Origin of the sequence: Lapidilactobacillus bayanensis (assembly GCF_003946695.1) — a bacterium.
In the GTDB taxonomy this organism is placed as follows: domain Bacteria; phylum Bacillota; class Bacilli; order Lactobacillales; family Lactobacillaceae; genus Lapidilactobacillus; species Lapidilactobacillus bayanensis.
In genome coordinates, this window is the sequence record NZ_RHOX01000003.1 from 12,412 (window position 1) to 38,195 (window position 25,784).

Sequence of the window (25,784 nt, forward strand, 5' to 3'; positions counted from 1 at the left end):
GAATTTTGACCGGGTTCGTTTTGTACTTTGAAACGTGCTCATGCCAACTAGGTGTCGTGTATTTAAGCGTGAATCTTGTGGCGTTGACGCGCATCAATCTTTCCGTTTAAATACAAACACCCAATTCGTTGGCTTTCACACTCTGAATTGAAACGTGCTGCGAACAACTGATGGCAAATAATTTAAGTGAAAATCTTGCTGCATTAACATGCATCAATCTTTCCACTTAAATTAATGTCATCAATCCGTTGTTCTGCGCACTCTGATCTGAAACGTGCTCAAGGCAACTGGCGGCAGTGAATTTAAGCGTGAATCTCACTGTGTTGGCACGCAATGATCTTCCCGTTTAAATTCATGCCACCAACCCGTTGCCTTTCGCACTCTAAATTGAAACGTGCTGCGAAAGTCTGACAACTCCGCGCTCTGCTTGAAACGTGCTCAAGGCAACTGATTGCTATGCTTAAAGAGAAATCCCACCTGGGTTTGCACCCAGCTGTGCTTTCTCTTTAAGGCTACGCAATCAACCCGTTGCCTTTCGCACTCTGCTTTTCTCTTTAAATCTCTGTTGTGTTAAAATAAATGGTGAATGTCAAGAATGAGGAATTGAAATGGAAAAAAATTGGTCCGAATTTTTAATGCCTTATAATCAGGCAGTTGATGAGTTGAAATTGAAGTTTAGATCCGTGCGTAAACAATATCAAACGATGGGTGAACACTCACCGATTGAATTTGTTACCGGCCGGGTAAAGCCGGTTAATAGTATTATTGAGAAGATGCAACGCCGTTATATTCGTGAAGAATTATTGGAAACAGATATGCAAGATATTGCTGGAATTCGCATTATGGTGCAATTTGTCGACGATATTTATGAGGTGGCGGACTTGATTCGGCAGCGTTCAGACATGCAAGTGTTAGAAGAGCGCGACTATGTTTCTAACAGTAAACCTAGTGGCTACCGGTCCTATCATATTGTTGTTGAATATCCGATTCAGTTACTTGATCATGAGAAAAAAGTTTTAGCAGAAATTCAAGTGCGAACTTTGTCGATGAACTTTTGGGCGACGATTGAGCATTCGTTGAATTATAAATACCAGGGTGAATTCCCTGAAGATATTAGCGCGCGTCTGAAGCGGACAGCCGAGGCAAGTTTCATGCTTGATCAAGAAATGTCTGAGATTAGAGAAGAAGTTCAAGAGGCCCAGCGAATTTACGCAGCGGGTCAAGTTGAGAACAAACAGCTTAACAATGACCACACACCACATATTAATGACAGTCATGCAGCTGATCATTCGTCAACAGCACCTCACTTAAATGATGACAACCAAACAGATGGGGATAAATCATGAAAATTGCGATTATTGGTAATCCGGGCGCAAAGTCGCGCAGCGTCACTGCTGAGTTAACGAAAAAACTAATAGCATCAGGACACGAGCTTGTTCAAACGTCGCCAGAATTAGTGATTAGTGTTGGCGGTGATGGGACCTTACTCAATAGTTTTCACCGTTATTCGCATATTTTAGACCAGGTACGATTTGTCGGAATTCATACTGGGCACTTAGGTTTTTATACGGATTGGCGCGATTACGAGGTCGATCAATTAGTTGAGTGTATTAATAATGATAGTGGTCAAAGTGTCAGCTATCCGCTGCTAGACGTTCATGTTAAGTATGCTAATCAGCCTGATAGTAGTCACTTTTTATCTCTGAATGAATCGACGTTACGTCGTAATGCGCTAACAATTAAAACGGATATATATATTCGTGATTCGTTTTTTGAAAGTTTTCGCGGCGATGGTATTTGTGTAGCCACACCGACCGGCTCAACTGGGTATAGTAAGTCATTAGGCGGCGCCGTTTTGCATCCGCGGCTCGAGGCCATTCAAATGACTGAGATTGCTTCAATCAATAATCGCGTTTTTAGAACCTTATCTTCACCGATTGTTTTAGCACCAGATGAGTGGATCACTGTCAAAACACAGAATGCGGCAGATTATACGTTAACAGTTGATCAACTAAGTAGTCATAATCGCGCCATTACTGAAATTCGTTACCAGATTGCCCGTGAGCGAATTCGCTTTGCTAAGTATCGTCACATGCATTTCTGGTCGCGTGTCGAAGATTCCTTCATTGGTAGTTTACGGCAACAGGACGAAGCACAACATGATCATTAAGTGGCAATTTTTCGCAACTGATTTTCCAGAAACACGTCAAATGTCGCTGCAAGGTTTTCTAAAAAAACATGGCTTGTCGAAAACTCAAATTGCACGTTTAAAATTTTCTGGTGGGCAAGTTTTTGTTGGTCACCGCCGTCGCTATACTGATTATCCTTTACATGATGGCGACGTTGTTCGTGTGATTTTAGCACCGGAAAAAGTTGCGGCAACGATCAGCATTAGTTATTTACCGATCGAAGTGGTTTATGAAGACGATCTGTTTTTAGTTGTCAATAAACCGCCGCATTTGCCGTCGATCCCATCGCATAGCCATCCGACCGATACACTATCCAATCGGGTTAAAGGTTATTTAGAAGTGCACCAGGCTGAAAGTTTAGCAATTCATATTGTGACTCGTTTGGACATGGACACTTCTGGTTTAGTCATTTTTGCCAAGAACGCTTTTGCACACGCCTTACTTGATGAACAGAACGTTCAGCATTTGTTGAAAAAAACTTACTTGGCCTTAGCAACAGGGCAGATTCAACCGGCTGCAGGTTTAATTGACTTACCAATTAGGCGTCGGGAAACACATGGTATGGCGCGAATGGTGGCAGCAGATGGCAAACCTTCGCAGACGAAGTATCAAGTTGTCGAACAGTATTCCAGCGGCGCGCTAGTTAAGTTAAGTTTGTTGACTGGTCGAACCCATCAAATTCGCGTTCATTTGACTGCGCTAGGACATCCGTTATTTGGCGATGCTTTATATGGCGGTCCGGTTGATGCGATTGCGCAACGACAAGCGTTACATTGTGCGCAAGTCGAATTTATTCAGCCATTGACGCGCCGACCAATTAAATTAACAGCGCCATTACCCGCCGATTTTGTGGCAATTCAACATGAATTAACAGCATCAGCAAGTCGCTCTTGTGATCAAACGTAGCCGTTATACTGAGTTAATAGGTATTTGGCTAATTTTTTAAAAGAGGTGATTCCATGGAAAAAGATAATAACCGTGCTGAAGTTTCGCGCGTACAATTATTGCGAACATTGGAAAATGGAGAAACGAAGATTTTTCGAAAACGTTTCTTAGATATGCACTTCTATGATCAAGCACAATTTTATTTATCCTTGGATGAGCCGCAACGGCAGAAGTTATATCAGGTTTTGAATCCTCATGAAATGGGCGACTTCTTCGATACGATTGAGGACGATTTGCCTCAAATGGCAGACTTGCTCACGGAAATGGTGCCGCAATATGCCGCCAATTTATTGAATGATATGTTTGATGATAATGCCGCCGATATTTTGGAACATTTGCCCAAAGAAGATGTTAATCGTTATTTATCATTGATGCCTAAGCCAGATGCAATTGAGTTGCGTAAGTTATTACACTATGACACGGAAACCGCCGGTGGTATTATGACGACGGATTTCGTGAGCTTAAGTGCGGATTTAAGCGTCGGTCAAGCATTGGCAGAATTGAAACGTGAAGCAGCCGAGGCTGAAACGATTTATTACGTCTACTTAGTTAATTCAGATCAATTATTGGTCGGCGTTATAACGTTACGTGACTTGATTGTTAATGACAATCACACTAAGTTAACAGAAATTATGACCCCTAATGTCATCACGGCTAGCGTTCACGATGAGCAAGCCGAAGTTGCTCAAAAGATTCGTGATTATAATTTTATTGCTTTGCCAGTTATTGATGACGATGAGAAGTTGGTTGGTATTATCACGGTCGACGATGCGATCGAGGTCATTGATGATGAAGCATCATCTGATTACTCTGGTTTAGCCGGTGTCGATGTTGACGATGTTTCAGAAAATCCTTTCAAGTCGGCGTCTAAACGGTTGCCTTGGCTGATTACCTTGTTATTTCTAGGCATGTCCACAGCGACGTTGATTAATCACTACGAATCATTGTTAAGCGAAGCAAGCATTTTGGCCGTCTTTATCTCGCTTATTACGGGTACTGCCGGTAACGCGGGGACACAAAGTTTAGCCGTAGCAGTGCGGCGTCTTGCCTTAGGTAATGACAAAAAACCAAAACTATTTAAATTAGTTTTTGGTGAAATATTAACTGGTGTTGTGACTGGTGTCATCACTGGTTTAACGGTCATGGTGATTGTCGGTATTTGGAAGCACAACTTAATGTTAGGCTTAACGATTGGTTTAGCAATGACAGCGGCAATTACGGTTGCCAATTTGGCTGGTAGTTTGATTCCGATGTTAATGGATAAACTTGGTTTTGATCCAGCGGTTGCCAGTGGTCCGTTTATTACCACATTGAGCGATTTAACCAGTGTCTTAATTTATTTCAGCATTGCGCAATTATTTATTCGTGCGTTTGTCGGTGGTTGATGTCATTGCGTTAAGATTTTGCATCATTAAATGAGTTATTTAAATAATAATTTTAATTGAGGAGATGTCACAATGGTAGAGAAAATTGGTTTCATTGGTACAGGCGTAATGGGCACAAGCATGATTAAGAATTTAATTAAGGCTAAGTATCCAGTGACTGTTTATAATCGGACGCGAGCACACGCTCAGGAAGCGATTGATGCTGGTGCAACTTGGGCTTATACGCCTGCAGCCGTCACGCGTGTCAGTGATGTGATTATCACGATGGTTGGTTTTCCCCAAGATGTTGAAGAAGTTTATTTTGGGAAGCATGGTGTTTTTTCCGTCGCCAAAAGTGGTCAAACTTTAATTGACATGACCACAAGTAAACCGTCACTGGCTAAAAAAATATTTGCCAGTGCTGTTGCTAAGGGAATTAACAGTTTGGATGCACCGGTATCTGGTGGCGACATTGGGGCGCAAAAGGGTGAATTAACTATCATGGTAGGTGGCTCTGAAGGTGTTTTTGCTAAGATGCTGCCAATTTTTATGGCAATGGGTAAAGACGTTAATATTTTCGGTGGTGCCGGCAGTGGCCAATCCGCTAAAATGGCGAATCAGATTATGATTGCCGGAACGATGACTGGCCTAACTGAAATGTTGGTTTATGCTAAGCAAGCTAATCTCGATTTGAATAAAGTTCTAAAAACCGTTGGTGGCGGTTCAGCTGCTAATTGGTCGTTGAGTAACTATGGCCCAAGGATTTTGGCTGGGGATTACAGTGCCGGATTTTTTGCAAAACATTTCTTGAAAGATTTGCGCATTGCCTTAGATGAGGCGAAGGCGATGGATTTAGAATTGCCAGCAACACAACGCGCCGAAGAACTTTATCAGCAATTAGTAGAAGTTAACGATTTAGGCAACGATGGAACTCAGGCTTTGGTTAAATTATGGTGGCCAGAAGATTAACTAACAGTCTTATGGCAGTACTTTAAAATAAAATAGTGCACAAAATTAGGGGCTAAATTCTAAAAATGAATTTAACTCCTTTTATTGTTCTTCGCGTCGAAACATAATTGGGCGTTGTTATTCGAAATAGTTGAAACTAGAGTCGTTGTTTTGTACTTCTGCGCGCTTGCGCAAAAGTTGCATAAAAAACGTGTGAGGTACCGTGGTGGAAAATAAATACTTGTCGCTGGAACGTAGTGGGCGTTGCTTGAAGCCAATTTCTTCAAAATCGTCTCCAAGACAAGCCTTAATGTAGGCAATAAATTGCCAACATTAATGTCACTACTGAGCAGTATTTATTTTCCACCACTAAACAAGCAAGATAGCAACCTTTGCGCAAGCGCTGAATTGACGAGTGATTAGAACACTTCAAATTTTTAGAAGTATAAATTTGAAGTTTAGTTGCACTAACGCTTTCTCGTCAGTGCCGGAGGGAAATCGCGGTCAGCTGTGATATTGTCGTTGATGCTTTAGCATTTACGACAAGGCCGAGCTTTAAGACAAATTTATTTGGCTTAAAGTCGAGCCCACAGCGCTCCACCAGCGCATTTCCTGTAGGCACGAAGAAGCCAAGACAACAGTTCTAGAATTTAGTATTTAAAGTATTGAAGTCAAGCTAGTTTTTATTCAGCCTTACTAACCGTTTCGAAATATTCGGAAGCGGCGATCATAACCGTTTTAACGTCATTATCAACAAGATGCAAATGTTGACCGACTAATTGAACGACTGTGGCTTGATCGCGACGACGTAGGGCTTCAACGATGCCTTCATGCTGACGCAGAATTTCATCCCAGTTTAGGCCGCTAACTTCTAGGCGTAAATAGCGGAAGCGATTGAATTGAGCGTTAAGTAATTGTAGCCAATTCCAAACATAAGTCTTGCCAGTTACTTCGTAGAAATACTTATGGAATTGCTCATCTAATTCAAAAAAACGATCATAATTTTTAGCCTTTAAATAAATTTTTTGTAATTCAGTATTCTGCTCTAGTTCGGCAAGTTGCTGAAGGCTCATCTTGGCGGCCGCGTCAGAAAAAATAAGTGTTTCTAAGTCCTCACGAACGAAACGTGCCTGATAAACTTCATCCATATTAATTTTCGAAACGTAAGTACCGCTTTGCGGAATTACCCGAAAAAGTCCCTCACGTCGCAGTCGAATAATTGCTTCACGAATAGGTGTGGTGCCGATGCCCAATTGTTCTTTGAGAGAACTGATAGTGACGTGTTGACCGGGGCGTAACGTGAGAGTAATGATCATTTTTTTGATATAGGCATAAGCCTCATCTTGATAATTTTCAGGTGATTCCATAAGCTGACTCCAATCGAAATGTGATGAAAGAAGAATGAGATATTATATTTTAAGTAGTAATAGCTAAAAGTAGAACTGGGATAAACGACCAAGTTCTTTTGGTGTTACTGTGAGACGAGAACCTGAGTCAGAATGTTTTAACTTAGTTATTCTTTTCAGCCAAAAGCTCGGTTAGATAACACAGCTAGATTAATCATCAAACTTAGCCTAGCTTTTGTTTCGCACCCGCGGTGAATCTCACACGTGCATAAATTAACTTACTATAAATTTAGTGTACTCATGATTATCAGTAACTGCAAGCTGAAAATTATGTTTGAACAATTTTAAAATTGACTTTTTCACGAAATGGCTTACAATAATGATGAAACTAATATATTAATATTGCAGTAAAATGGAGATAATCATTTATGGTTAAACTTTTAGATAATTATTTGACAGACCTCGATCAATTTACCGAGGCTGGTATTGCGGTACCAAAGTATTCGCAGGCTGAAATGGTTGCGGCTACTACTCAAAATCCGCGTTGGGTTCACTTCGGTGGTGGTAATCTGTTTCGTTGTTTTCACGCTAAGGTTGCCCAAGACTTATTGAATAGCAGGGACTTGAAGTCAGGCATCGTTGTTGCGGAAACTTATGATGATGGTGTGATTGATCAAATTTATCATCCTTACAATAATCGAATGTTACAAGTTGTGATGAAACAAGATGGTTCATACGTTGAAACGCTAATTGCTAGTGTGGCCGAGTCGCTTTATTACAACAAACAAAATACAGCTGATTGGCAACGCTTGTGCGAAATTTTTGAACAGCCATCATTGCAAATGGTCACGATGTCAATCACTGAAAAAGGTTATCAATTAACAGATATTAATGGCGAATTAACAGCAGCTGCACGAGCAGATATTGCGAATCAGCCTGATGATGCTGTGACTAATATGGGAGCAATTGCGCGGTTATTATGGGCTCGGTTCAATGCTGGTCAATTACCAATCGCAATGGTTAGTACCGATAACTTCTCAGAGAACGGCCAACGTTTCCAGGATGCAATTCTAACGATTGCGCGTGGCTGGGTCGTAAACAATATTGTGCCTCAAGAATTCGTCGACTATTTGCAAGATACCACTAAGGTGACTTTCCCTTGGTCAATGATTGATCGCATTACGCCTAATCCCGCCGAAAATGTTGCGGAACAATTAGCTGCCTCTGGATTTGAAGACACTGAAATTGTTCATACTGCCAAACATACAAATATTGCACCTTTCGGTAATACTGAGGAGACTCATTATTTAGTAATTGAAGATGCATTTCCTAATGGTCGTCCGGCCTTGGAACAAGCTGGTGTCATTTTGACCGATCGAGAAACAGTTAATGATGCTGACCAAATGAAAGTAACAGCTTGTTTGAATCCGTTACACACCGCTTTAGCAATCTTTGGTTGTTTATTAGACTACCATTCAATCGCTGCTGAATTAGCAGATCAGCACTTATTAACTTTAATTAAACAACTTGGTTATCGCGAGGACTTGCCGGTTGTTAAAGATCCTAAGATTATTAACCCTAAGGAATTTATCGACCAATTAATTACGAAACGTCTTCCTAATAAGAATATTCCTGATACACCACAACGAATTGCTAGCGATACATCACAAAAAATTCCAGTTCGTTACGGCGTGACACTACAGCATTATTTAAACGCAGGTCGAAACGTTACTGAATTAAAAGCAATCCCGCTAATTTTTGCGGGTTGGTGTCGTTATTTGATGGCGCTTGATGATCAAGGTGAAGCATTTCAACCGAGTCCTGATCCACTATTGGCAACTTTACAATCATACGTTGCTGATATTAAGCTTGGTGCAGATGTTGATGTTCACCAACACCTCCAACCAATTCTAAGTAATAAGCAGATTTTTGGATTTAACCTTTATGAAATTGGTTTGGGTGAAAAAGTTGAACAATTGTTTGCACAAATGATTGCCGGTCAGGGCGCCGTTGTGGCAACTATCGTTAACACTTTGGAGGAGAAATAAATGGCAGATTTAAAAATGGGTTTTCGCTGGTACGGGCAAAATGATGATCCGATTAGTCTCGAAAACATTCGTCAAATTCCCGGCACTACTCAAGTAGTAGGGGCACTATTTGATGTACCGGTTGGTGAAGTTTGGCCTAAAGAAAAAATTGCCGCATTGAAGCAGCAAATTGAAGCAGCCGGATTGAAACTCGAAGTCATTGAGTCAGTTAATATTCATGATGATATTAAAATTGGCCTGCCAACACGGGATCAATATATTGAAAACTACAAACAAACCATTCGCAATTTAGCTGAGTATGGTATCAAGGTAATTTGCTACAATTTCATGCCAATTTTTGACTGGTTACGGACGGATTTGCATTATCAATTAGCGGATGGTTCTAATGATCTCGCCTTTGAAGCAGACAAGTTAGCTGACAACCCCCAAGATATTATTGATAAAGTTAAAAATAATTCTGAAGGTTATACCATGCCTGGTTGGGAGCCGGAACGTTTAGCAACCATTGAACGTCTATTTAAGGCTTATGCAGACGTTGACGAAAAGAAGCTTTCAGAGAATTTGAAGTATTTCTTGGATGCTATTATTCCGACTTGCGAAGAATGTGACGTCCGAATGGCGATGCATCCTGACGATCCACCACGTGCCTTATTTGGCCTGCCGCGGATTTATAAGAATCGTGAGGATATGTTAGCAATTGAAGAGATGCACGAATCGCGTTATAACGGTTTTACAATTTGTACCGGCAGCTTAGGCGAAAATCCGGATAACGACGTACCTGCCATTATTCGCGAATTTGTCGGCAAAGATCGGGCGCCATTTATTCATGCTCGCAATATTAAATTTATGAATGCTCAGCACGACTTCCACGAAGCCACACATTTATCATCATATGGTTCATTGGATATGTATGAAATTATGAAGGCACTTCACGATTGCGACTTCGACGGTTACATTCGGCCAGATCATGGCCGTAACATTTGGGGTGAAAACGGACGCCCAGGTTATGGTTTGTACGACCGCGCTTTAGGAATTGCTTATTTAAACGGCCTATGGGAAGCGTTAGAGAAAAATAAATAGATTGTTAAGGCCACTCATTAGCAAAGCTAATGAGTGGCCATTTCTTTTTCTATCGATTCATGAGGATGGAATTCTGTAACATTTTCTGAATAACTTACCGGAAATGATGGATATCATCGTAATCAACGGCTGACATCACATATCATATGTGTATTTACCGTAGAGCATAAGTTTAATAATTTTTTGTTGCGAGATTAGAGTGTGTCTTCAAAATCGATAAATCCGTTATATTGCTGAAATTCTTGTAACCATTGATCAGCTAATTCGCTAAAAATACGGTATTGGTCTTAAAAAGTAGCTGAATTTCTACAAATGACGAACGCTTTTTAACTTGAAGACACATCCTAGTTTATCCGAGGAAATAAGTTTAAGTTACATTATAGGGATAGTTAACTTAAAAATAATTGATTAATAATTGAGTATTGAGAATACTGAACTGTCAGAATCTAATTGAGGCATTCATAAAATTGTTGTTTAGATGTGGTGAATAGAGTATTTAGGCCGTCGAATTAAAAAATAATTGACATCCGAAACGTTTCGGATTATACTACTTTGTGTAGTAAGCGTTTACATTAACTTTAGGAGGGTTTCGGATGAAGGTAGGTATAAAGAAGCTTAGTGTGGCAGTATTATCTTTAGGTTTATTGTTGGGCTTAGTTGGATGTTCATCTGGGGAAAAGAAGGGCACTTCTTCCAGTGGAAACAAGAAAGATGTAACATTAACAGTCGGATTTTGGAAAGGGGATTCAACGACAGAAGATTCTGCACGTAAAAAAGCATTTACAAATTTTACGAAGAAAACGGGAATCAAAGTTAAGGAGAAGATTTATAACGATTACGAAACACAGTTAATGACAGATCTAGTTGGTGGAACCGCGCCTGATGTATTCTATGTTGATGTTTCTAACGTTCCCAGCCTAACTCAGCAAAAGGTTTTGGCACCGCTTGATGGATATATCAAAAAACAAAAAGATTTTGATAAAAAAGACTTCTATACTCCAATATATAATGCATTTAAGGGTACAGATGATAAACAATATGGTGTTCCAAAGGACTATTCTACTCTAGGATTTTATTATAACGAGGACCTATTAAAGAAAGCAGGAATGACAAAGAACGATATTCCAAAGAGCTTTGATGATCTTGAAGCCTTCTTAACTAAGTTGAAAGAAAAGCTTCCTGGAGTTCAACCAATGGTATTTTCCGCATTATTAGCTCGTCAGATGTATATCGCTCAATCTGATGGTGGTTCTATCGTAACTAAAGATGGTAAAGCTAATCTTGATGATCCAAAGGTCGTTAAAGCTCTTCAACCGTTAGTTGATCTTTACAAGAAAGGATTAATTAAAACGCCAAAGGATCTTGGTGATGGGTGGGCTGGTGACACATTTGGTCGTGGTGGTGCCGTGATAAGTGACGAAGGTGCATGGATGGTTTCGCATCTTAAGACTAATTTCCCAGATTTAAAATGGGGAGTAACTGAATTACCTGAACTAAACAGCAAAAAGCGTAATATGGTATTTACCGTAAGTTACTCAATGAATGCAGCAACTAAACATAAAGATGAATCTTGGAAACTAATTAACTATATGACTCATGATGCAATGAAGCCATATGCTAAGGAAGCCTCGGTTCTTCCATCAAGAAAATCAGTTGCTGAGGAATTAAAAATTAATGACGATAAAGTTATGAGTTCTTTCGCAAAAGCTGCTAATTATGCGACTCCATGGCAAGATGGACCAAACTTAACGTTGATTATGCAGAGATATGAGAATATGTTCCCATCAGCACTCAAGGGTGATATGAGTTTAGAACAAGCTATGAAGAAAGCAACTGAATCGGCAAATCAAGATATTGATAATCAATAATTTTGTGGGCAATGCAATCGATATAAATTGCATTGCCTTAACTATTTTAGGAGCGAACGAAATGAAAAAAAAAGGTGAAAAATTACAAGGTTTAATATTTTCGTTGCCTGCATTAATTATTCTGTTTATATTTACACTCTTACCGATTTTATATTCGTTTTATCTGTCATTTAATAAAGTCAATTTGGTTGGTGATATTTCATATAATTTTGTTGGCCTTGGAAACTATATTAAGGCTCTGAGGGATCCTCGGGTGATCGTTGCTATTCAAAATACTTTGAAATACGTTATTATTGTCGTTCCTGCTCAGACGTTATTGGCACTGTTGTTAGCATATATTTTAAATTCAGGAATTAAGTTTCAAACAGGTTTTAGAACGTTATTGTTTTTACCAACTTTGACTTCTAGTTCCGCGTTAACAATGATATTCATGTTTTTATTTAGTGTTAATGGGCCGATAAATAAGATGTTGGTTGGTGTGGGCATTTTAAACCAACCAGTTGGATTCTTATATGATAGCAAAACTGTTCTTTATGCGATTATTATCATGAATGTTTGGTCAACAGTTCCAATGTTTATGACAATTTATCTTGCTGGTTTGCAAGATATTCCAAAAACAATGTACGAGGCTGCTGAAATTGACGGTGCAAATGCGTTTCAAAGGTTAGTCAAAATTACTGTACCGCAATTAGTACCAGTAACTAACTACATTGTAATGGTGGGGTTGGCTTCAACCTTTCAGCTATTTGATCAAACGTATATTGTTTCTGGTGGATCAGGCGGGCCTAATAACGCGACTTTGACTTTATCATTAATTATTTACCAATATGCGTTCAAAACATTTGGAACAATTGGATATGCATCTGCAATTGCGGTTGTCCTAACATTATTCATCTTCATTTTGACGATGATTTTACGTAAGTTTAGCAACGAGAATGTAACTGGGGAGGGGCTGGACTAAAATGAAAAAAGTACATTTATCTAAAGTTATTTTATATGTGATATTAATAGTTTACGCAGTAATAACAGTATATCCCTTCCTTTGGGCACTGTTCGCATCAATAAAACCATATAGCGAAATAGTTGGTAGCGGCTTAAAACTATTACCGCATAACCCAACGTTAGAGAATTTTAAATATATTTTTACGCAAGATCCACTATTCCCCAAATGGGTAATAAACTCAATTGTTATTGCCGTAGTTGGTACGGTTCTTAACGTTATTTTCAATAGTATGTGTGGATATGCGTTAGCAAGATTACATTTTCCGGGCAGAAAGACGTTGTTTATGATTGTCATGATTTGCATTATGGTGCCCGCTCAAATTTTGCTGATTCCTAATTATTTGATAATGAAGCAATTGGGTTTATTAGATTCCTATGCTGCACTAATCATTCCATCAGCAATTAATTTCTCTTATATTTTTATGATGCGACAATTTTTTATTTCATTTCCTACAGAAATTGAAGAGGCAGCAGAATTAGACGGTCTGAGTAGATTAATGATCTTCTTTAGAATCGTAATACCGATGGCTCGCGCATCAGTTGGGACTCAGGCAATCTTTGTCTTTTTGGCTTTCTGGAATGATTTTATGAAGCCATTACTATATGTAACCTCGCAAGAAAAATACACATTAACGTTAGGCTTACAATCTTTTCAATCACAGCATGCGACACAGTGGAATTATATTATGGCTGCGGCAATTGTGACAATAATACCAATTGTTATTATGTATATCTTGTTAAATAAATACTTCATGAAAGGAATGAAGATTGGGGGGGACAAATAAGTGTATTTAACTGATAAACTTTCAATTATTGAACAAAAGAATTGTGAAATTGAAAAAAGTATAGTGAGTAAAAATGGAATTTTGTTTACTCTAATACCGAGTAATATTAATCCACTTTTAATTACATTTTCGATACCGTTAATTGAAATTTCGCGATTTTGGTATCCGACTGCACCCATCAACTGCCCGCTACCTAATCTTTGGTCTGAGCTTCTGAAAACGAAATCCAATTACTCAACGCCAATATTTTCTCTTTTTAATGAAAGCGGGAAAAACAAGGTGACAATTGCCCTTTCAGAAACAAAACGAGAAATTAATAGCTTAATTGGAGTTCATGAGGAGTCTGCAAGTATTTATTTCACGTTTCAAGTTTTCGAAGGATTATCCAATGGAACGCTAAAAATCCATTTTGATTTTTCTGATCAATTATTTTCTGATAGCATTATTCAGGCTCGCAAATGGCAATATGAGTGTGGTAATTATCAGATACTACCTAAAAATAGCTTTGCGTATAATCCCGTATATTCAACTTGGTATAGTTTTCATCAAAAGATAAATCAATATGAGGTAGAGCAACAACAAAAACACTTTGATAAATATCATTTAAAAGCGATTATTCTGGATGACGGTTGGCAGACTGATGATAGCAGTCGCCGTTATGCATTTGCTGGTGATTGGGAGATTTCAAAAAATAAATTTCCAAATATGAAGAAACATATCGCAAATATTCGGCAGCGCCAAACTAGATATTTGTTATGGGTCACTCTACCATATGTTGGTGAGAAAACGCAGGCATTTTTAAAGTTTAAAAATAAATTATTGTATTTTGATGAATTTCAGAAGGCTGGGATATTAGATCCACGTTATTCTGAGGTGAGGGAATATTTAACGTCAAGATTAATAACATTGGTAAAAGAATTGGATTTAGATGGATTAAAGATTGATTTTGTCGATACGTTTAAGGCCACTAACACTGATGCTAATTCGGGTATGGACATCAAAAATTTAGATGATGCGATAGACGCCTTATTGAGACGAATCACTTCAAACTGTCGTGATTATAAGCATGATTTCCTAATTGAATTTCGTGAGGACTATTTTGGCACTGTTATGAATCAATACGCTAATATTATGCGAGTTAAAGATTGTCCGTGTGACTATAACCAAAATCGAATTGGTATTACTAATTTACGTTTATTGTGTCCAACCGCAGCACCGCATTCAGATATGGTTATGTTTAATTCAAAGGATGAATTGTCTAATATAGCATTACAGATTCTGAACTGTCTTCATGGTGTAATACAGTTGTCCATCGATTTGAATGGCTTAACTGCAGAACAGGAAAAGTTATTGACATATTGGTTGAATTATCAATATAAAAATCGACATTTTATCTATGACCATTCATTTACAGCCTTAAATCCTCAGTTAGGATACAACATTCTTGCTTCAGGTAGTGATATTAAAAGAATAATTACTAGCCATCAGGGAAATCAATGTGTTGTTATCAATGACTCCTTTTTTGCTCAAACTATTGATGTTATCAATGTTACTCTAACACCGCAGTTACTGATTAAAAATGCAACACGAACATTAATGATTTCTAAAGTCAAAATTTTTGATGTGTTTGGTGAATTAATTGATAATTCAGAGATTAATTTACAAATAGGTGAAGTAGTTTCACTAGATATTCCAAGCGGTGGATTTATTCGTATCAAGAATTAATACGAGGGAGGATGGTTATGAATAATATTAATTATCTAGACGAGTGGCGTATTGAAGAACCGGTATTCTCTGATCAGTTTTTTAGTAAATATGAGTCAATCATGGCAATGGGAAATGGTTATCTGGGATTAAGAAATTGTCATGAGGAAAGTTACTCCAACGAAACTCGAAATATGTTTGTTGCTGGAATATTCAATAAATTTTCTGAGAGCGAAGTCACTGAGTTGGCTAATTTTCCTGATATCAGTAAGATCATGCTATGGATTAATGGCAAACGATTTTCATTGCTATCTGGCAAGCTAACAGCATATGAACGGATATTCAATTATAAAACAGGTGAGTCCGTTCGTAATTTCAAATGGCAAGACGAATATGGTCATAAGCTGAGATTTCAGATTAAAAAATTTGTTTCAATGGATAATAAACATTTAATAATTACAGAATTGAAACTAGCTAATTTTGGTAATGCGTTATCGTTGACAATTGAATCTGGGATTGATGGCACTACTACTAATTCAGGAAGTCAACATTTTGAAGAGGGTAACAGGCGATTATTCGAGGATCAATATCTTTATCTACAAACACAAACGACTCAATCTAATGTGAAAATTGCAATTGCATCTTACAACAAACTTGATGCAGAGTACGCAGGTCGTATTGTTATGAGGCGACGACAATTAGTTGACGTGAAAAAAGTTGAGTTAGGCTTGAATCAAGAAATTAATTTAACAAAATATTCTATTATTAAAACGTCACGTGATTTAGACTATACGAATGAAGAATATTTGGAGAAAAATTTAATAACGGAATTGGCCGAAGTCACTCAGTGTTCCTATCAACAACTTGCTAAGGAATCTGAACATGCTTGGAATATTATTTGGCATGAGGGTGAAACACTTATTGAGTCAGATAGTTTTAAAGATGCTTTAATGCTGAATTTTGCACGTTATCATATGCATATTATGTCACCAATCCATGATTCACGCCTTAATATTGGTGCTAAAGGGATGAGTGGCGAAGGATATAAGGGCCATACTTTTTGGGATACAGAAATTTTCGTGTTGCCATATTTCACTTACGTATTTCCTGAGTTTGCGAAGAGTTTAATCACTTATCGAATTAAGGGATTGGATGCCGCAAAAATCAATGCCAAAAAGAATGGTTATGGCGGTGCACAGTATCCATGGGAATCTGCATGGCTCTCAGATGGAGAGGTCACGCCTGAACTTGGTGATATAGACATTGTGACTGGTAAACCAACACCTATATTGTCCGGAAAACTGGAGCAACACGTAACAGGCGATGTTGTTTTTGGTGTATTGGAATATTTGAAAGCTACAAACGACGTAGAAATTAGTAAACAAATTTTCGATGTGTTAATGGAGACCGCTTATTTTTGGGCAACGCGATCATCATATAATAAAGACGAGGATCGTTACGAAATCCTTGATGTTATGGGCCCAGATGAATATAAAGAACATGTTAACAACAACGCGTATACTAATTATTTGGCCAAATTTACACTTGAGAGCGCAATTTCGGCATATGATCGCAGCACGGATAGTATAAAACAGGTAGATTTTGCAGTAAAAATTGAAAGGGTCAAGGAAGTAAGTGCCAAACTATATTTACCTATCCCTAATGGAAAAAATATCTTGCCTCAAGATGACACGTATTTACAAAAGAAACTTATTGATCTGACCAAATATTTAAATGCAAAAGAAGTAAATACGCTATTTTTAGATTATAATTTAAGTCAAGTCAATGATATTCAGGTTTCCAAACAAGCTGATGTCATTTTACTGATGTTATTATTTCCAACACTATTTGATCAGCAAACCTTAATTGATAATTGGAATTACTATTTTCCAAAAACGTTACATGATTCATCGCTTTCTTTATGTAGTCATTGTAACTTTGCCTTAATGCTCGGTATGAATGATTTAGCTTACGAACTTTTTAAGAGAGAGTTTAACATTGATTTAGGCGATTATAATATGAAGTCTTCTGATGCAGGAGTTCATGCTGCTTCAATGGGGGGGATCTGGCAAAACGTAGTTCGTGGTTTTGGCGGGTTCTGTATGGAAAAATCCAAGGCCATAATAAATGCTAAGCTACCAAAGCAATGGCACCGCTTAGTTTATACGGTTGTAATAAGAGGAAATAAACTAAGTGTTGAAATTACTCATAAATTTATAAAACTTAAGCTTATTCATGGAAATCAAGTTAGTGTGGTAGTAAATGGGCAAAATCAGGAACTGTCGGAAGATAACAGGGAAATTACAATCTAACAAAAGAACGGGAATTTTAGATGATTACGTTAAAGGATATCGCCCGATTATCCGGCTATTCTGTTACAACTGTATCACGAGCGTTAAATGGACACAGCGATGTTAATGATGATACCAAGAAACATATTAAAAGAATAGCTGAAAAGTATGGGTACTCACCTAATATTCTAGCTCAGGGTTTGGTAAGTAAAGATTCGAAAACTTTCGGCTTTATTACTTCGAACTTTGGTCAAACGTCACCTATGGAGAACTTTACTTTTCCACTTTTTATGAAATCAATTGAAGAGGCAAATCTGCTTGGTTATGAGATTGTTATGATTCACTATAATAGCCAAGTTCATCGCACGAAAACTTATCAACAATTAATTTCTGAGCGAAATCTTTCAGGTGCGATAGTACAAGGGTTTGATAAAGATGATGAGCTTTGTCAACAGGCGCTTAAATCTGATATTCCCACAGTTTTTATCGATATTGGTTTATCAAATGAAACAACTGGGTATGTCGTTTCTGATATTGCCCACGCTGCTGATCTTGGAATGAGGTTTCTCCTACAATGTAGTTATCAAAACTTGTTATTTATTTACGGTTCAAATGAATCTTGGGTTACTGGTCAGTGGAAAAAAGGTGTGAATCAGGCGCTTGAAAAGTATCGAGACTCTTTTGCTTCTGTCGAATTAATGAGTAGCGATTATACAATGAGCACTACACAGATGATGGTTCAAGATCAGTACAGTAAGTTAAAAAAAGATCGTTTAGCAGTTTTTGCAGCCAGTGATGTTATGGCAATTGGTGCGATGCGTACACTTCAGGAGAAAGGGTTGAATATACCTGAGGACGTGGGAATATTAGGCTATGATGGTATGACCGTAGCACAATACGTTTCGCCAGCACTAACTACTATTGCTCAAAGTCCTCAAAAGCTTGGTGCACAAGCAATTCGACTATTAATTGAATTAGCTAGTCATAAAACGACGGCGTTCCCGCATTCTTACCATAATGTGGATGTGGAATTGATAGTTAGAGATTCGACGAGGTTGTTATCACATGATTGAACTATTTACAAACGGAATGCAACTAAAAGTTAGTGAAATCAAGAAGTATGATGGTCAAAATCTTGCACGAGTATATTTATATTTGATACTTATGTTTATTTGTATAAGTATGGTCTTGTTACTACATGATTTTAATCAAATTAAATTGAGTAATTTTTCAAAAAATATTACAAATGAACAGTTAGTCATAAAGAACTATCAGCTTAACAAAACGGATGGTGAATTTACTGAACTTAATCGAGATCTGAAAAAAACTGGGATCACTCTTTCAGGAGAAAATTTAAAGATTCAAAATATTGGAAATATGACCTATCATATGCTTGCAGATACGGTTCAGATTAAGGGTGATTTTCAATTAATAGATGCTATAAAAGTTGGTAAAGGGCGATTGTTGAGCCTTTGGTTCTTAACGTTATATTTAAAAACATTTCCATTTATTATTACCGGTATAATTACATTCATATTAACTAGCTTAATATTGACGCGAGACCCAGCACTTCAAAATCGACGTAAAGCAATTGAAATGAATGCATCGTTGATCTCTCTACCTGCGTTTATTTATCTAATTTTGAAGGCCACTGGTTTAAGAAATACAATGGCGTTGTTTATTTTTGTAACTGTTTATGTTTTGATTGCGTTTTACTATACTAGAATGTTACATGTTACACCAATAAAAGAGGATAAGGATGAGTGAGATATGTCAGAGTGTTGGTGGAAAGACACAGTAGTATATCAGATTTATCCAAGAAGTTTTAAGGATACAACAGGTGATGGGATCGGAGATATTAACGGAATAATCGAGAAACTTGATTATTTATCATACTTGGGAATATCTGCCATTTGGTTATGCCCTGTTTATCAGTCTCCTAATAAAGATAATGGCTATGACATTAGTGATTATGAGTCTATTACTAGCAGTTTCGGCACAATGGAGGATATGGATAGACTGATTAACGAGTCTAATAAACGTGGAATTAAATTAATCATGGATCTAGTGGTGAATCATACATCTGATCAGCATTCCTGGTTTATTGAGTCAAAAAAAGGGTTAGATAATTCATACCGTGACTATTACGTATGGCGAGATGGATGTTCTAGTGAACAACCGCCTAATGAATTAACGTCTGTCTTTAGTGGATCGGCTTGGAAGTTTGACAAGACGTCTGGACAGTATTATTTGCACTTATTTACGGAAAATCAACCGGATTTAAATTGGGAATATCCAAATATGCGGAAAGATATTTATCATATGATGAATTTTTGGTTGAATAAGGGTATCGGTGGCTTTCGGTTAGATGTAATTGATTTAATTGGGAAAGAACCTGATAATTTGGTAACCGCTAACGGTAATAAACTTCATGACTATATTCAAGAGATGAATCAGGAAACGTTTGGGAAATATCCTAATGCTATGACTGTTGGAGAAACATGGGGTGCCACACCTGAAATTGCTAAATTATTTTCGGATCCGCTGCGAAAAGAGTTGTCCATGGTATTTCAATTTGAGCATATGATGCTTGATCAAAAGAACAAAGGTGATAGCTCGGGCAAGTGGGATTTAGTTCCCCTTTATGTTCCAGATCTGAAAGCAGTAATGTCTAAATGGCAAGTTGTGTTGGGAGGTCAAGGCTGGAATAGCCTTTTTTGGAATAATCATGATCTACCTCGAATTGTGTCACGTTGGGGGAATGATAAACAATACTGGAAAGAAAGTGCTAAACTTTTTGCAATTTTGCTACATTTCATGAAGGGCACTCCATATGTTTATCAAGGTGAAGAAATTGGAATGACCAATGTTGAAATAGATTCTATTGATCAAGTGAATGATATTGAAGCACGAAACATGTATTTTGATCGATTAGGGAAAGGATATCCTCAAAATGAATTAATACATGCGATTAATGTTAAAGGTCGCGATAATGCGAGAACACCAATGCAATGGGATTCTAGTAAAAATGCTGGATTCAGTTCTGGTACGCCCTGGTTACCGGTAAACGCAAATTATAAGAAAATCAATGTTGCCAGTCAAATTAAAGATGCTGATTCTATTCTAAACACTTATAAAAAGGTTATTGAATTCCGAAAAGATAATATACTTGTTAAGTATGGCGATTATAAACTTTTAGAAACGAATGAGAATATATTCGCATATTTACGATCTAATAGAGAAAGTCAATTATTAGTTGTAGCCAATATTTCTTCGAGAGAAGATGTGTTTGATAAAAATGGAATGAAGTTTGGTGGAAGGGCATTGGTCTGTAATTATCAATTAGATCTTGAAAAAGAAAAGATTTCTTTACCACCGTATGCCGCATTTGCAGTAATGATAGATAATAGAAACTAAAGTAAAAGGACAGACTGAAGATAGATTTGCTTTTCTATCTTCAGTCTGTTTTGCATAAAGATTCTAATTATCTGTTATTTTTCTTTCTCATCAACTTGCGAAGGTGAAACGCCATAATATTTCTTGAACAGCTTGCTGAAATGATAAGCATCATCGTAGCCGACGGCGGAGGCAACTTGTTTAACGGTTGTGGAGGGTGCTTCGTCTTTCAACATTTCGTGGGCGTTTTTTAAACGCAGCTGAATTAAATAATTAATCGGGCTCATATTAGTCGTTTCTTTAAACGTCTTGGACAAATAAGCCGTGCTGACGTAGTTTTCGCGGGCCAGTTGATCGAGGCTAATGTCTTCCGTGTAGTGGTTTTCCAAATAATAAATGACGTTGGTGACCAATTGGGTCTGCTTTTTTTCGGTCCTAGAAATAAACGGCTTAGTGGAAGTGGCTTGCTGCTGCTCTAACCCGCGCAAAATATAGACGATCATTTCAATGATGATTCCTTTACTGAGTAGGTGAAAGTCACTCTCTTCATGATCTAACTCAGTGACTAGCTGCCAAGCCTTATCGATGACTTTATATTGATATTCGCCAATCGCTAGCTGTGTATTTTTATTGGGCAAAAAGTTGCGGGCCAAACCGTGTAAGGCAATATTCTTAATGCCAATGTGTAATTGATGGGAAAAAGTATCCGGCAGTTGCTGTTCGGCATGACGCACGCCGGGGTTGAAAACTAAAATTTGCCCAGCTTGAATATCACGCCACTGTTCATCAATGAAATAATGTGCTTGACCCTCTAATAAAATACTGATTTCTAAAAAATCGTGTGTGTGCATTTGATGTTCACTGACATTTTTGTTCCAGGGATCAAAGGCATAGAGGATTTCGGGATTAAAAGTTTTAGCGTCGGTATAGCTCATGAGTAATTCCTTCCTTGAAAAAGTAAAACGGTTTCCTTTAAATAACATTGTACATGAATTTAAAGAGAAATCACCATTCAATTCCTAAATAAAACACTGATAATAAGTCTTTGTAGATTGGAGGAGTCATTAATGAACAACTATCAATGGATTTGGCAATATGTCAAAGTTAATCGCAGAAAATTAGTCGTTGCAACAGTTTTTTTCATCGTGAGTACTGCACTTATTCTTGTCAATCCATATGTGACAGGGCAAATTGTCGATCGCGTTATTGATGGGCATCAGGATAGTTTATTGGTGCCATTATTATTGTTGATGATTGGGATCACTTTCGTTCGAACTGTCACACGCTATATTTATCAAATTTTGTTTGAACAAACGGGCCAAAATACGTTGTTTGATTTGCGTGAAGATATGTATCGCAAATTACAGGAATTAGACTTTAATTTCTTTAACCACACGCGGGTTGGTGATATTATGACGCGAATGACAGGGGATACTGATGCAATTCGTCATTTTATTTCGTGGGTGAGTTATCAAGTTTTAGAGTGTGTCTTTTATTTTATTGTGTCGATTATTGTGATGATGACAATTAATTGGCAGTTAACCTTGGCGCTGGTTGTCATGACGCCGGTGATTTTCGTATTGACGCAGCAAATGGCTAAGGCACAGCATCCAATGTTCTTCGCCATTCGTCAGAGCTTTTCACGTTTGAATTCGATGGTCGAAGAAAATATTAGTGGTAATCGCGTTGTTAAGGCGTTTGTGCGGGAAAATTTTGAAATTGATAAATTTAATGAACACAACGAGGATTATAAGCAACGCAACATGGACGCCGCCAATATTTCCAAAACGTATTTACCTTGGCAAGACGGTGTCGCCAATAGTTTAAATGTGATTGCCCTGATTTTCGGTGGTTATTTAGTCATTAAAGATCAGATGACATTAGGCGATTTAGTTGTCTTCAACGGTTATTTATGGATGTTGAACCAACCAATGCGGATGAGTGGTTGGTTAATCAATGATATTGAACGTTTCTCTGCTTCTTGTGTCAAAATTCGCCAGATGTTGGCGACTAAGCCGGAAATTGAAGTTAACGTCAATGATAAACCATTACGAATTCAAGGTAAGGTTGTCTTTGATCATGTTAGTTTCCACTTCTCTGACGATCCAACCCATCCGATCCTTGATGACATTTCTTTTGCGGCAGAGCCGGGGCAAACCATTGGTATTATTGGTGAAACCGGTGCTGGCAAAACCACACTGGTCAATTTAATCGGTCGCTTTTATGATCCATCTGCTGGTGAAGTTTTGATTGATGATCATGACGCCAAAACTTATCCGATTCGGCAATTGCGGGACAATATTTCGATGGTCATGCAAGATGTCTTTTTATTTTCGAACTCGATTGCCGATAATATTTCCTTTGGCCGTCCTGACGTGGACAATAGTTATGTCGAATCAGTGGCGCGGATTGCGGACGCTGACAGTTTCATTATGCGAATGCCAGATGGTTATGACACGATTGTCGGCGAGCGTGGTGTCGGCCTTTCTGGTGGTCAGAAGCAGCGAATTTCCTTAGCTCGTGCTTTGGCGAAGGATCCGGCTATTTTGATTCTGGATGATACAACTTCGGCAGTTGATATGGAAACTGAAACCAAGATTCAGCACGAATTATCGCAATTAACGACTAAGAAGACCACCTTTATTATTGCCAATCGTATCTCTTCGGTACGCGATGCGGATCTGATCATGTTAATGGAGAAAGGTCGCGTCGTTGAAAAGGGCACACATGAATCGCTAATGGCCAAACGCGGTAAGTATTATAGTGTCTTCCAGAAACAACTTGGGTTAGAAAAGGGGGAGCAAAGTGGCACAACGGAATAAATCTAACGTTGATGAAGAGCTGACTGAACAATTTAATTGGCACGACTATGCCCGATTAGCTCAATACATCAAACCCTATATGAAACGCATTTATGTGATTCTGACCGTGATTATTCTCGCCAACGTCGCAGGAATGTTGGGACCATATTTCACGAAGATTACCATCGATACCATTATTCCCCATCAAGATTTAAGACAGTTGGCGTTAGTGGGTGTTCTTTATACCGCATCGTTATTCTTTATTGGCTGGTGTTTGCGCTATCGAATTTATCACATCACTGAATTAGGTCAAGACGTCTTAAAAGATATGCGACTAGATATCTTCCAACACTTACAGAAATTATCGTTCTCATATTTTGATAGTCGCCCGCACGGTAAAATCTTGATTCGCGTGGTTAACTATATCAATACTTTGAGTGATTTGTTAAGTAATGGTTTGGTTAATCTGATCTCTGATGTTTTTAACGTCATCATCACCTTGATCTTCATGTTTGCAATTAACGCGCGCTTAACTTGGTATAGCTTGGCTTTGATTCCCTTATTAATTGTGATGGTCATGGTGATTCAGAGTAAACAACGCAAGGCGTACCAAATCTTGAGTAATAAGCAATCCAACTTGAATGCCTACATTCACGAAAGTATTGCCGGAATTAAAGTAACACAGTCATTTGCGCGGGAAAAAGAAAACTTCCGAATTTTTGATGAAACGAACGAGGATAATCGGCGGACTTGGATGCACGCCGTTAAAATTCAATTCCTACTGTGGCCAGGTGTACAAAATATTTCCGTCATCACCATGTGTTTGATTTATTTCGTTGGTATTCGTCAAATTGGTGTGGAAGTAAGTACTGGTACGCTAATTGCCTTTATTGGTTATATTAATAACTTTTGGAACCCAGTTATTAATATTGGTAACTTCTATAATTCGTTAATTACAGCAACTGCTTATTTGGAACGGATCTTTGAAACACTAGATGAAGAGCCAGAGATTGAGGATTTACTAGGTGCACAACCACTCCCACAGATTGCCGGTAATGTTACTTTTGAAGACGTTACTTTTCGCTATGAACCAGGTAAAGATATTTTAAAGAATGTCAGCTTCCATGTTGATCAAGGTCAATCAGTTGCGCTGGTTGGACCGACTGGTGCAGGTAAAACGACCGTAATCAATCTTCTAAGCCGCTTCTATGACGTTAGCGAAGGTCGCGTGTTGATTGATGGCCATGACGTTCACAACGTCACCTTGGCCTCACTACGTCGCCAAATGGGTGTCATGCTTCAAGACACATTTATTTTCTCCGGTACGATTATGGATAATATTCGTTATGGCAAGTTAGACGCAACCGACGAAGAAGTTATGGCCGCCGCCAAAGTCGTGCGGGCAGATGATTTCATTAAAGATTTGAAACATGGTTATCAAACGCAAGTTGAAGAGCGGGGTAGCACATTATCTGCCGGTCAACGCCAATTAATTGCTTTTGCGCGGGTATTGTTAGCAGATCCACGAATTCTAATCCTTGATGAAGCAACCTCCAGCATTGACACGAAGACCGAGGAATTATTGCAGTCAGGCTTGTTGGCCTTGTTAGAAGGCCGTACTTCATTCATCATCGCTCACAGATTATCCACCATTAAAAATTGCGACCAAATCTTCTACGTCGACAAAGGCACCATCGCCGAACACGGCACCCACGCCGAATTGATGGCCGCGCGTGGCTTGTATTACCGATTGTATCAGTCGCAGTATGATATGTTGCGGATGGAACGAGAAGAATGAGCTGTAGGTTTTACTTAAATGCTAGGTTTTAAAACTACGCTGATTGCAGTTCTTCGTGCTGGAAGGAAAGCGCTGGGGGAACGCTGCGAGCGTCGATTTAGGCAGAATAAAAAGTAATTCATCCTGAATACGAGCTTTCTTGTAAAATGGTAAATCATTAGTAACGAGAAGGCTCGGATTCAGCTACCCACAGAAAAGCAAGGCTATCGAGTAGACAAG

The 25,784-nt window shown here is 38.3% G+C and carries 20 protein-coding genes; 18 read left to right on the forward strand and 2 right to left on the reverse strand.

All coding sequences use genetic code 11. The features are described from left to right. Window positions 1-608 precede the first annotated feature (608 nt). The 6 genes from EKM65_RS01735 to EKM65_RS11125 all read left to right on the forward strand — a co-directional run bounded on the left by EKM65_RS01735 (window position 609) and on the right by EKM65_RS11125 (window position 5,869). Window positions 609-1,346 carry a GTP pyrophosphokinase gene (locus EKM65_RS01735; RefSeq protein ID WP_125604878.1) on the forward strand — a complete coding sequence of 246 codons (738 nt, stop codon included), beginning with the start codon at window positions 609-611 and terminating at the stop codon, window positions 1,344-1,346. After that, complete coding sequence (locus EKM65_RS01740) at window positions 1,343-2,170, forward strand: NAD kinase (RefSeq protein WP_125604880.1); 828 nt, start codon at window positions 1,343-1,345, stop codon at window positions 2,168-2,170. The genes EKM65_RS01735 and EKM65_RS01740 overlap by 4 nt, the downstream gene beginning before the upstream one ends. Continuing rightward, window positions 2,160-3,095 carry an RluA family pseudouridine synthase gene (locus EKM65_RS01745; RefSeq protein WP_125604882.1) on the forward strand — a complete coding sequence of 312 codons (936 nt, stop codon included), beginning with the start codon at window positions 2,160-2,162 and terminating at the stop codon, window positions 3,093-3,095. Before EKM65_RS01740 ends, EKM65_RS01745 begins: the two co-directional genes overlap by 11 nt. A 53-nt stretch (window positions 3,096-3,148) precedes the next feature. Further along, window positions 3,149-4,519 (forward strand): magnesium transporter, encoded by a 1,371-nt coding sequence (gene mgtE / locus EKM65_RS01750; RefSeq protein ID WP_125604884.1) that lies wholly within the window; start codon window positions 3,149-3,151, stop codon window positions 4,517-4,519. Between the two features lie 72 nt (window positions 4,520-4,591). Further along, a complete protein-coding gene (locus EKM65_RS01755; RefSeq protein ID WP_125604886.1) occupies window positions 4,592-5,467 on the forward strand; it encodes an NAD(P)-dependent oxidoreductase in 876 nt (291 codons plus the stop codon). Between the two features lie 243 nt (window positions 5,468-5,710). Beyond that, on the forward strand, window positions 5,711-5,869 hold the full coding sequence (locus EKM65_RS11125) for a hypothetical protein (RefSeq protein ID WP_164506770.1): 159 nt from the start codon (window positions 5,711-5,713) through the stop codon (window positions 5,867-5,869). A gap of 260 nt (window positions 5,870-6,129) precedes the next feature. Here EKM65_RS11125 and EKM65_RS01760 read toward each other — a convergent pair whose 3' ends face one another. After that, window positions 6,130-6,813 (reverse strand): GntR family transcriptional regulator, encoded by a 684-nt coding sequence (locus tag EKM65_RS01760; protein ID WP_125604888.1) that lies wholly within the window; start codon window positions 6,811-6,813, stop codon window positions 6,130-6,132. 407 nt (window positions 6,814-7,220) lie between these two features. Between EKM65_RS01760 and EKM65_RS01765 the strand changes: the two genes are divergently transcribed. The 10 genes from EKM65_RS01765 to EKM65_RS01810 all read left to right on the forward strand — a co-directional run bounded on the left by EKM65_RS01765 (window position 7,221) and on the right by EKM65_RS01810 (window position 20,987). Continuing rightward, window positions 7,221-8,840, forward strand: a complete 1,620-nt coding sequence (locus EKM65_RS01765) for a mannitol dehydrogenase family protein (protein WP_125604890.1) — start codon at window positions 7,221-7,223, stop codon at window positions 8,838-8,840. Continuing rightward, on the forward strand, window positions 8,841-9,920 hold the full coding sequence (uxuA, locus tag EKM65_RS01770) for a mannonate dehydratase (protein WP_125604892.1): 1,080 nt from the start codon (window positions 8,841-8,843) through the stop codon (window positions 9,918-9,920). A gap of 593 nt (window positions 9,921-10,513) precedes the next feature. Then, window positions 10,514-11,788 (forward strand): ABC transporter substrate-binding protein, encoded by a 1,275-nt coding sequence (locus tag EKM65_RS01775; RefSeq protein WP_125604894.1) that lies wholly within the window; start codon window positions 10,514-10,516, stop codon window positions 11,786-11,788. A 61-nt stretch (window positions 11,789-11,849) separates the two neighbouring features. Continuing rightward, window positions 11,850-12,749, forward strand: coding sequence for a carbohydrate ABC transporter permease (locus EKM65_RS01780; RefSeq protein WP_125604896.1), 900 nt, complete (start codon window positions 11,850-11,852; stop codon window positions 12,747-12,749). 1 nt (window position 12,750) lies between these two features. After that, the gene (locus tag EKM65_RS01785; RefSeq protein WP_125604898.1) at window positions 12,751-13,575 is read left to right on the forward strand and encodes a carbohydrate ABC transporter permease; all 825 of its coding nucleotides are present in this window, start codon (window positions 12,751-12,753) and stop codon (window positions 13,573-13,575) included. Then, window positions 13,576-15,300: a glycoside hydrolase family 36 protein gene (locus EKM65_RS01790; RefSeq protein ID WP_125604900.1), complete on the forward strand. Its 1,725-nt coding sequence runs from the start codon at window positions 13,576-13,578 to the stop codon at window positions 15,298-15,300. A 17-nt stretch (window positions 15,301-15,317) separates the two neighbouring features. Further along, complete coding sequence (locus EKM65_RS01795) at window positions 15,318-17,591, forward strand: glycoside hydrolase family 65 protein (RefSeq protein ID WP_164506771.1); 2,274 nt, start codon at window positions 15,318-15,320, stop codon at window positions 17,589-17,591. Between the two features lie 20 nt (window positions 17,592-17,611). Then, window positions 17,612-18,643, forward strand: a complete 1,032-nt coding sequence (locus EKM65_RS01800) for a LacI family DNA-binding transcriptional regulator (protein ID WP_125604904.1) — start codon at window positions 17,612-17,614, stop codon at window positions 18,641-18,643. Further along, window positions 18,636-19,337: a hypothetical protein gene (locus EKM65_RS01805; protein WP_125604906.1), complete on the forward strand. Its 702-nt coding sequence runs from the start codon at window positions 18,636-18,638 to the stop codon at window positions 19,335-19,337. Before EKM65_RS01800 ends, EKM65_RS01805 begins: the two co-directional genes overlap by 8 nt. Before the next feature lie 3 nt (window positions 19,338-19,340). Continuing rightward, the gene (locus EKM65_RS01810; protein WP_125604908.1) at window positions 19,341-20,987 is read left to right on the forward strand and encodes a glycoside hydrolase family 13 protein; all 1,647 of its coding nucleotides are present in this window, start codon (window positions 19,341-19,343) and stop codon (window positions 20,985-20,987) included. 74 nt (window positions 20,988-21,061) lie between these two features. Here the strand turns inward: EKM65_RS01810 and EKM65_RS01815 are convergent, their stop codons facing one another. Next, a complete protein-coding gene (locus EKM65_RS01815) occupies window positions 21,062-21,901 on the reverse strand; it encodes an AraC family transcriptional regulator (protein ID WP_125604910.1) in 840 nt (279 codons plus the stop codon). Window positions 21,902-22,033: 132 nt separating this feature from the next. Here EKM65_RS01815 and EKM65_RS01820 point away from each other — a divergent pair, with 132 nt between their 5' ends. Both EKM65_RS01820 and EKM65_RS01825 read left to right on the forward strand, forming a co-directional pair. After that, complete coding sequence (locus EKM65_RS01820) at window positions 22,034-23,788, forward strand: ABC transporter ATP-binding protein (protein WP_125604912.1); 1,755 nt, start codon at window positions 22,034-22,036, stop codon at window positions 23,786-23,788. Then, a complete protein-coding gene (locus EKM65_RS01825; protein WP_225420365.1) occupies window positions 23,772-25,565 on the forward strand; it encodes an ABC transporter ATP-binding protein in 1,794 nt (597 codons plus the stop codon). The genes EKM65_RS01820 and EKM65_RS01825 overlap by 17 nt, the downstream gene beginning before the upstream one ends. Window positions 25,566-25,784 lie beyond the last annotated feature (219 nt).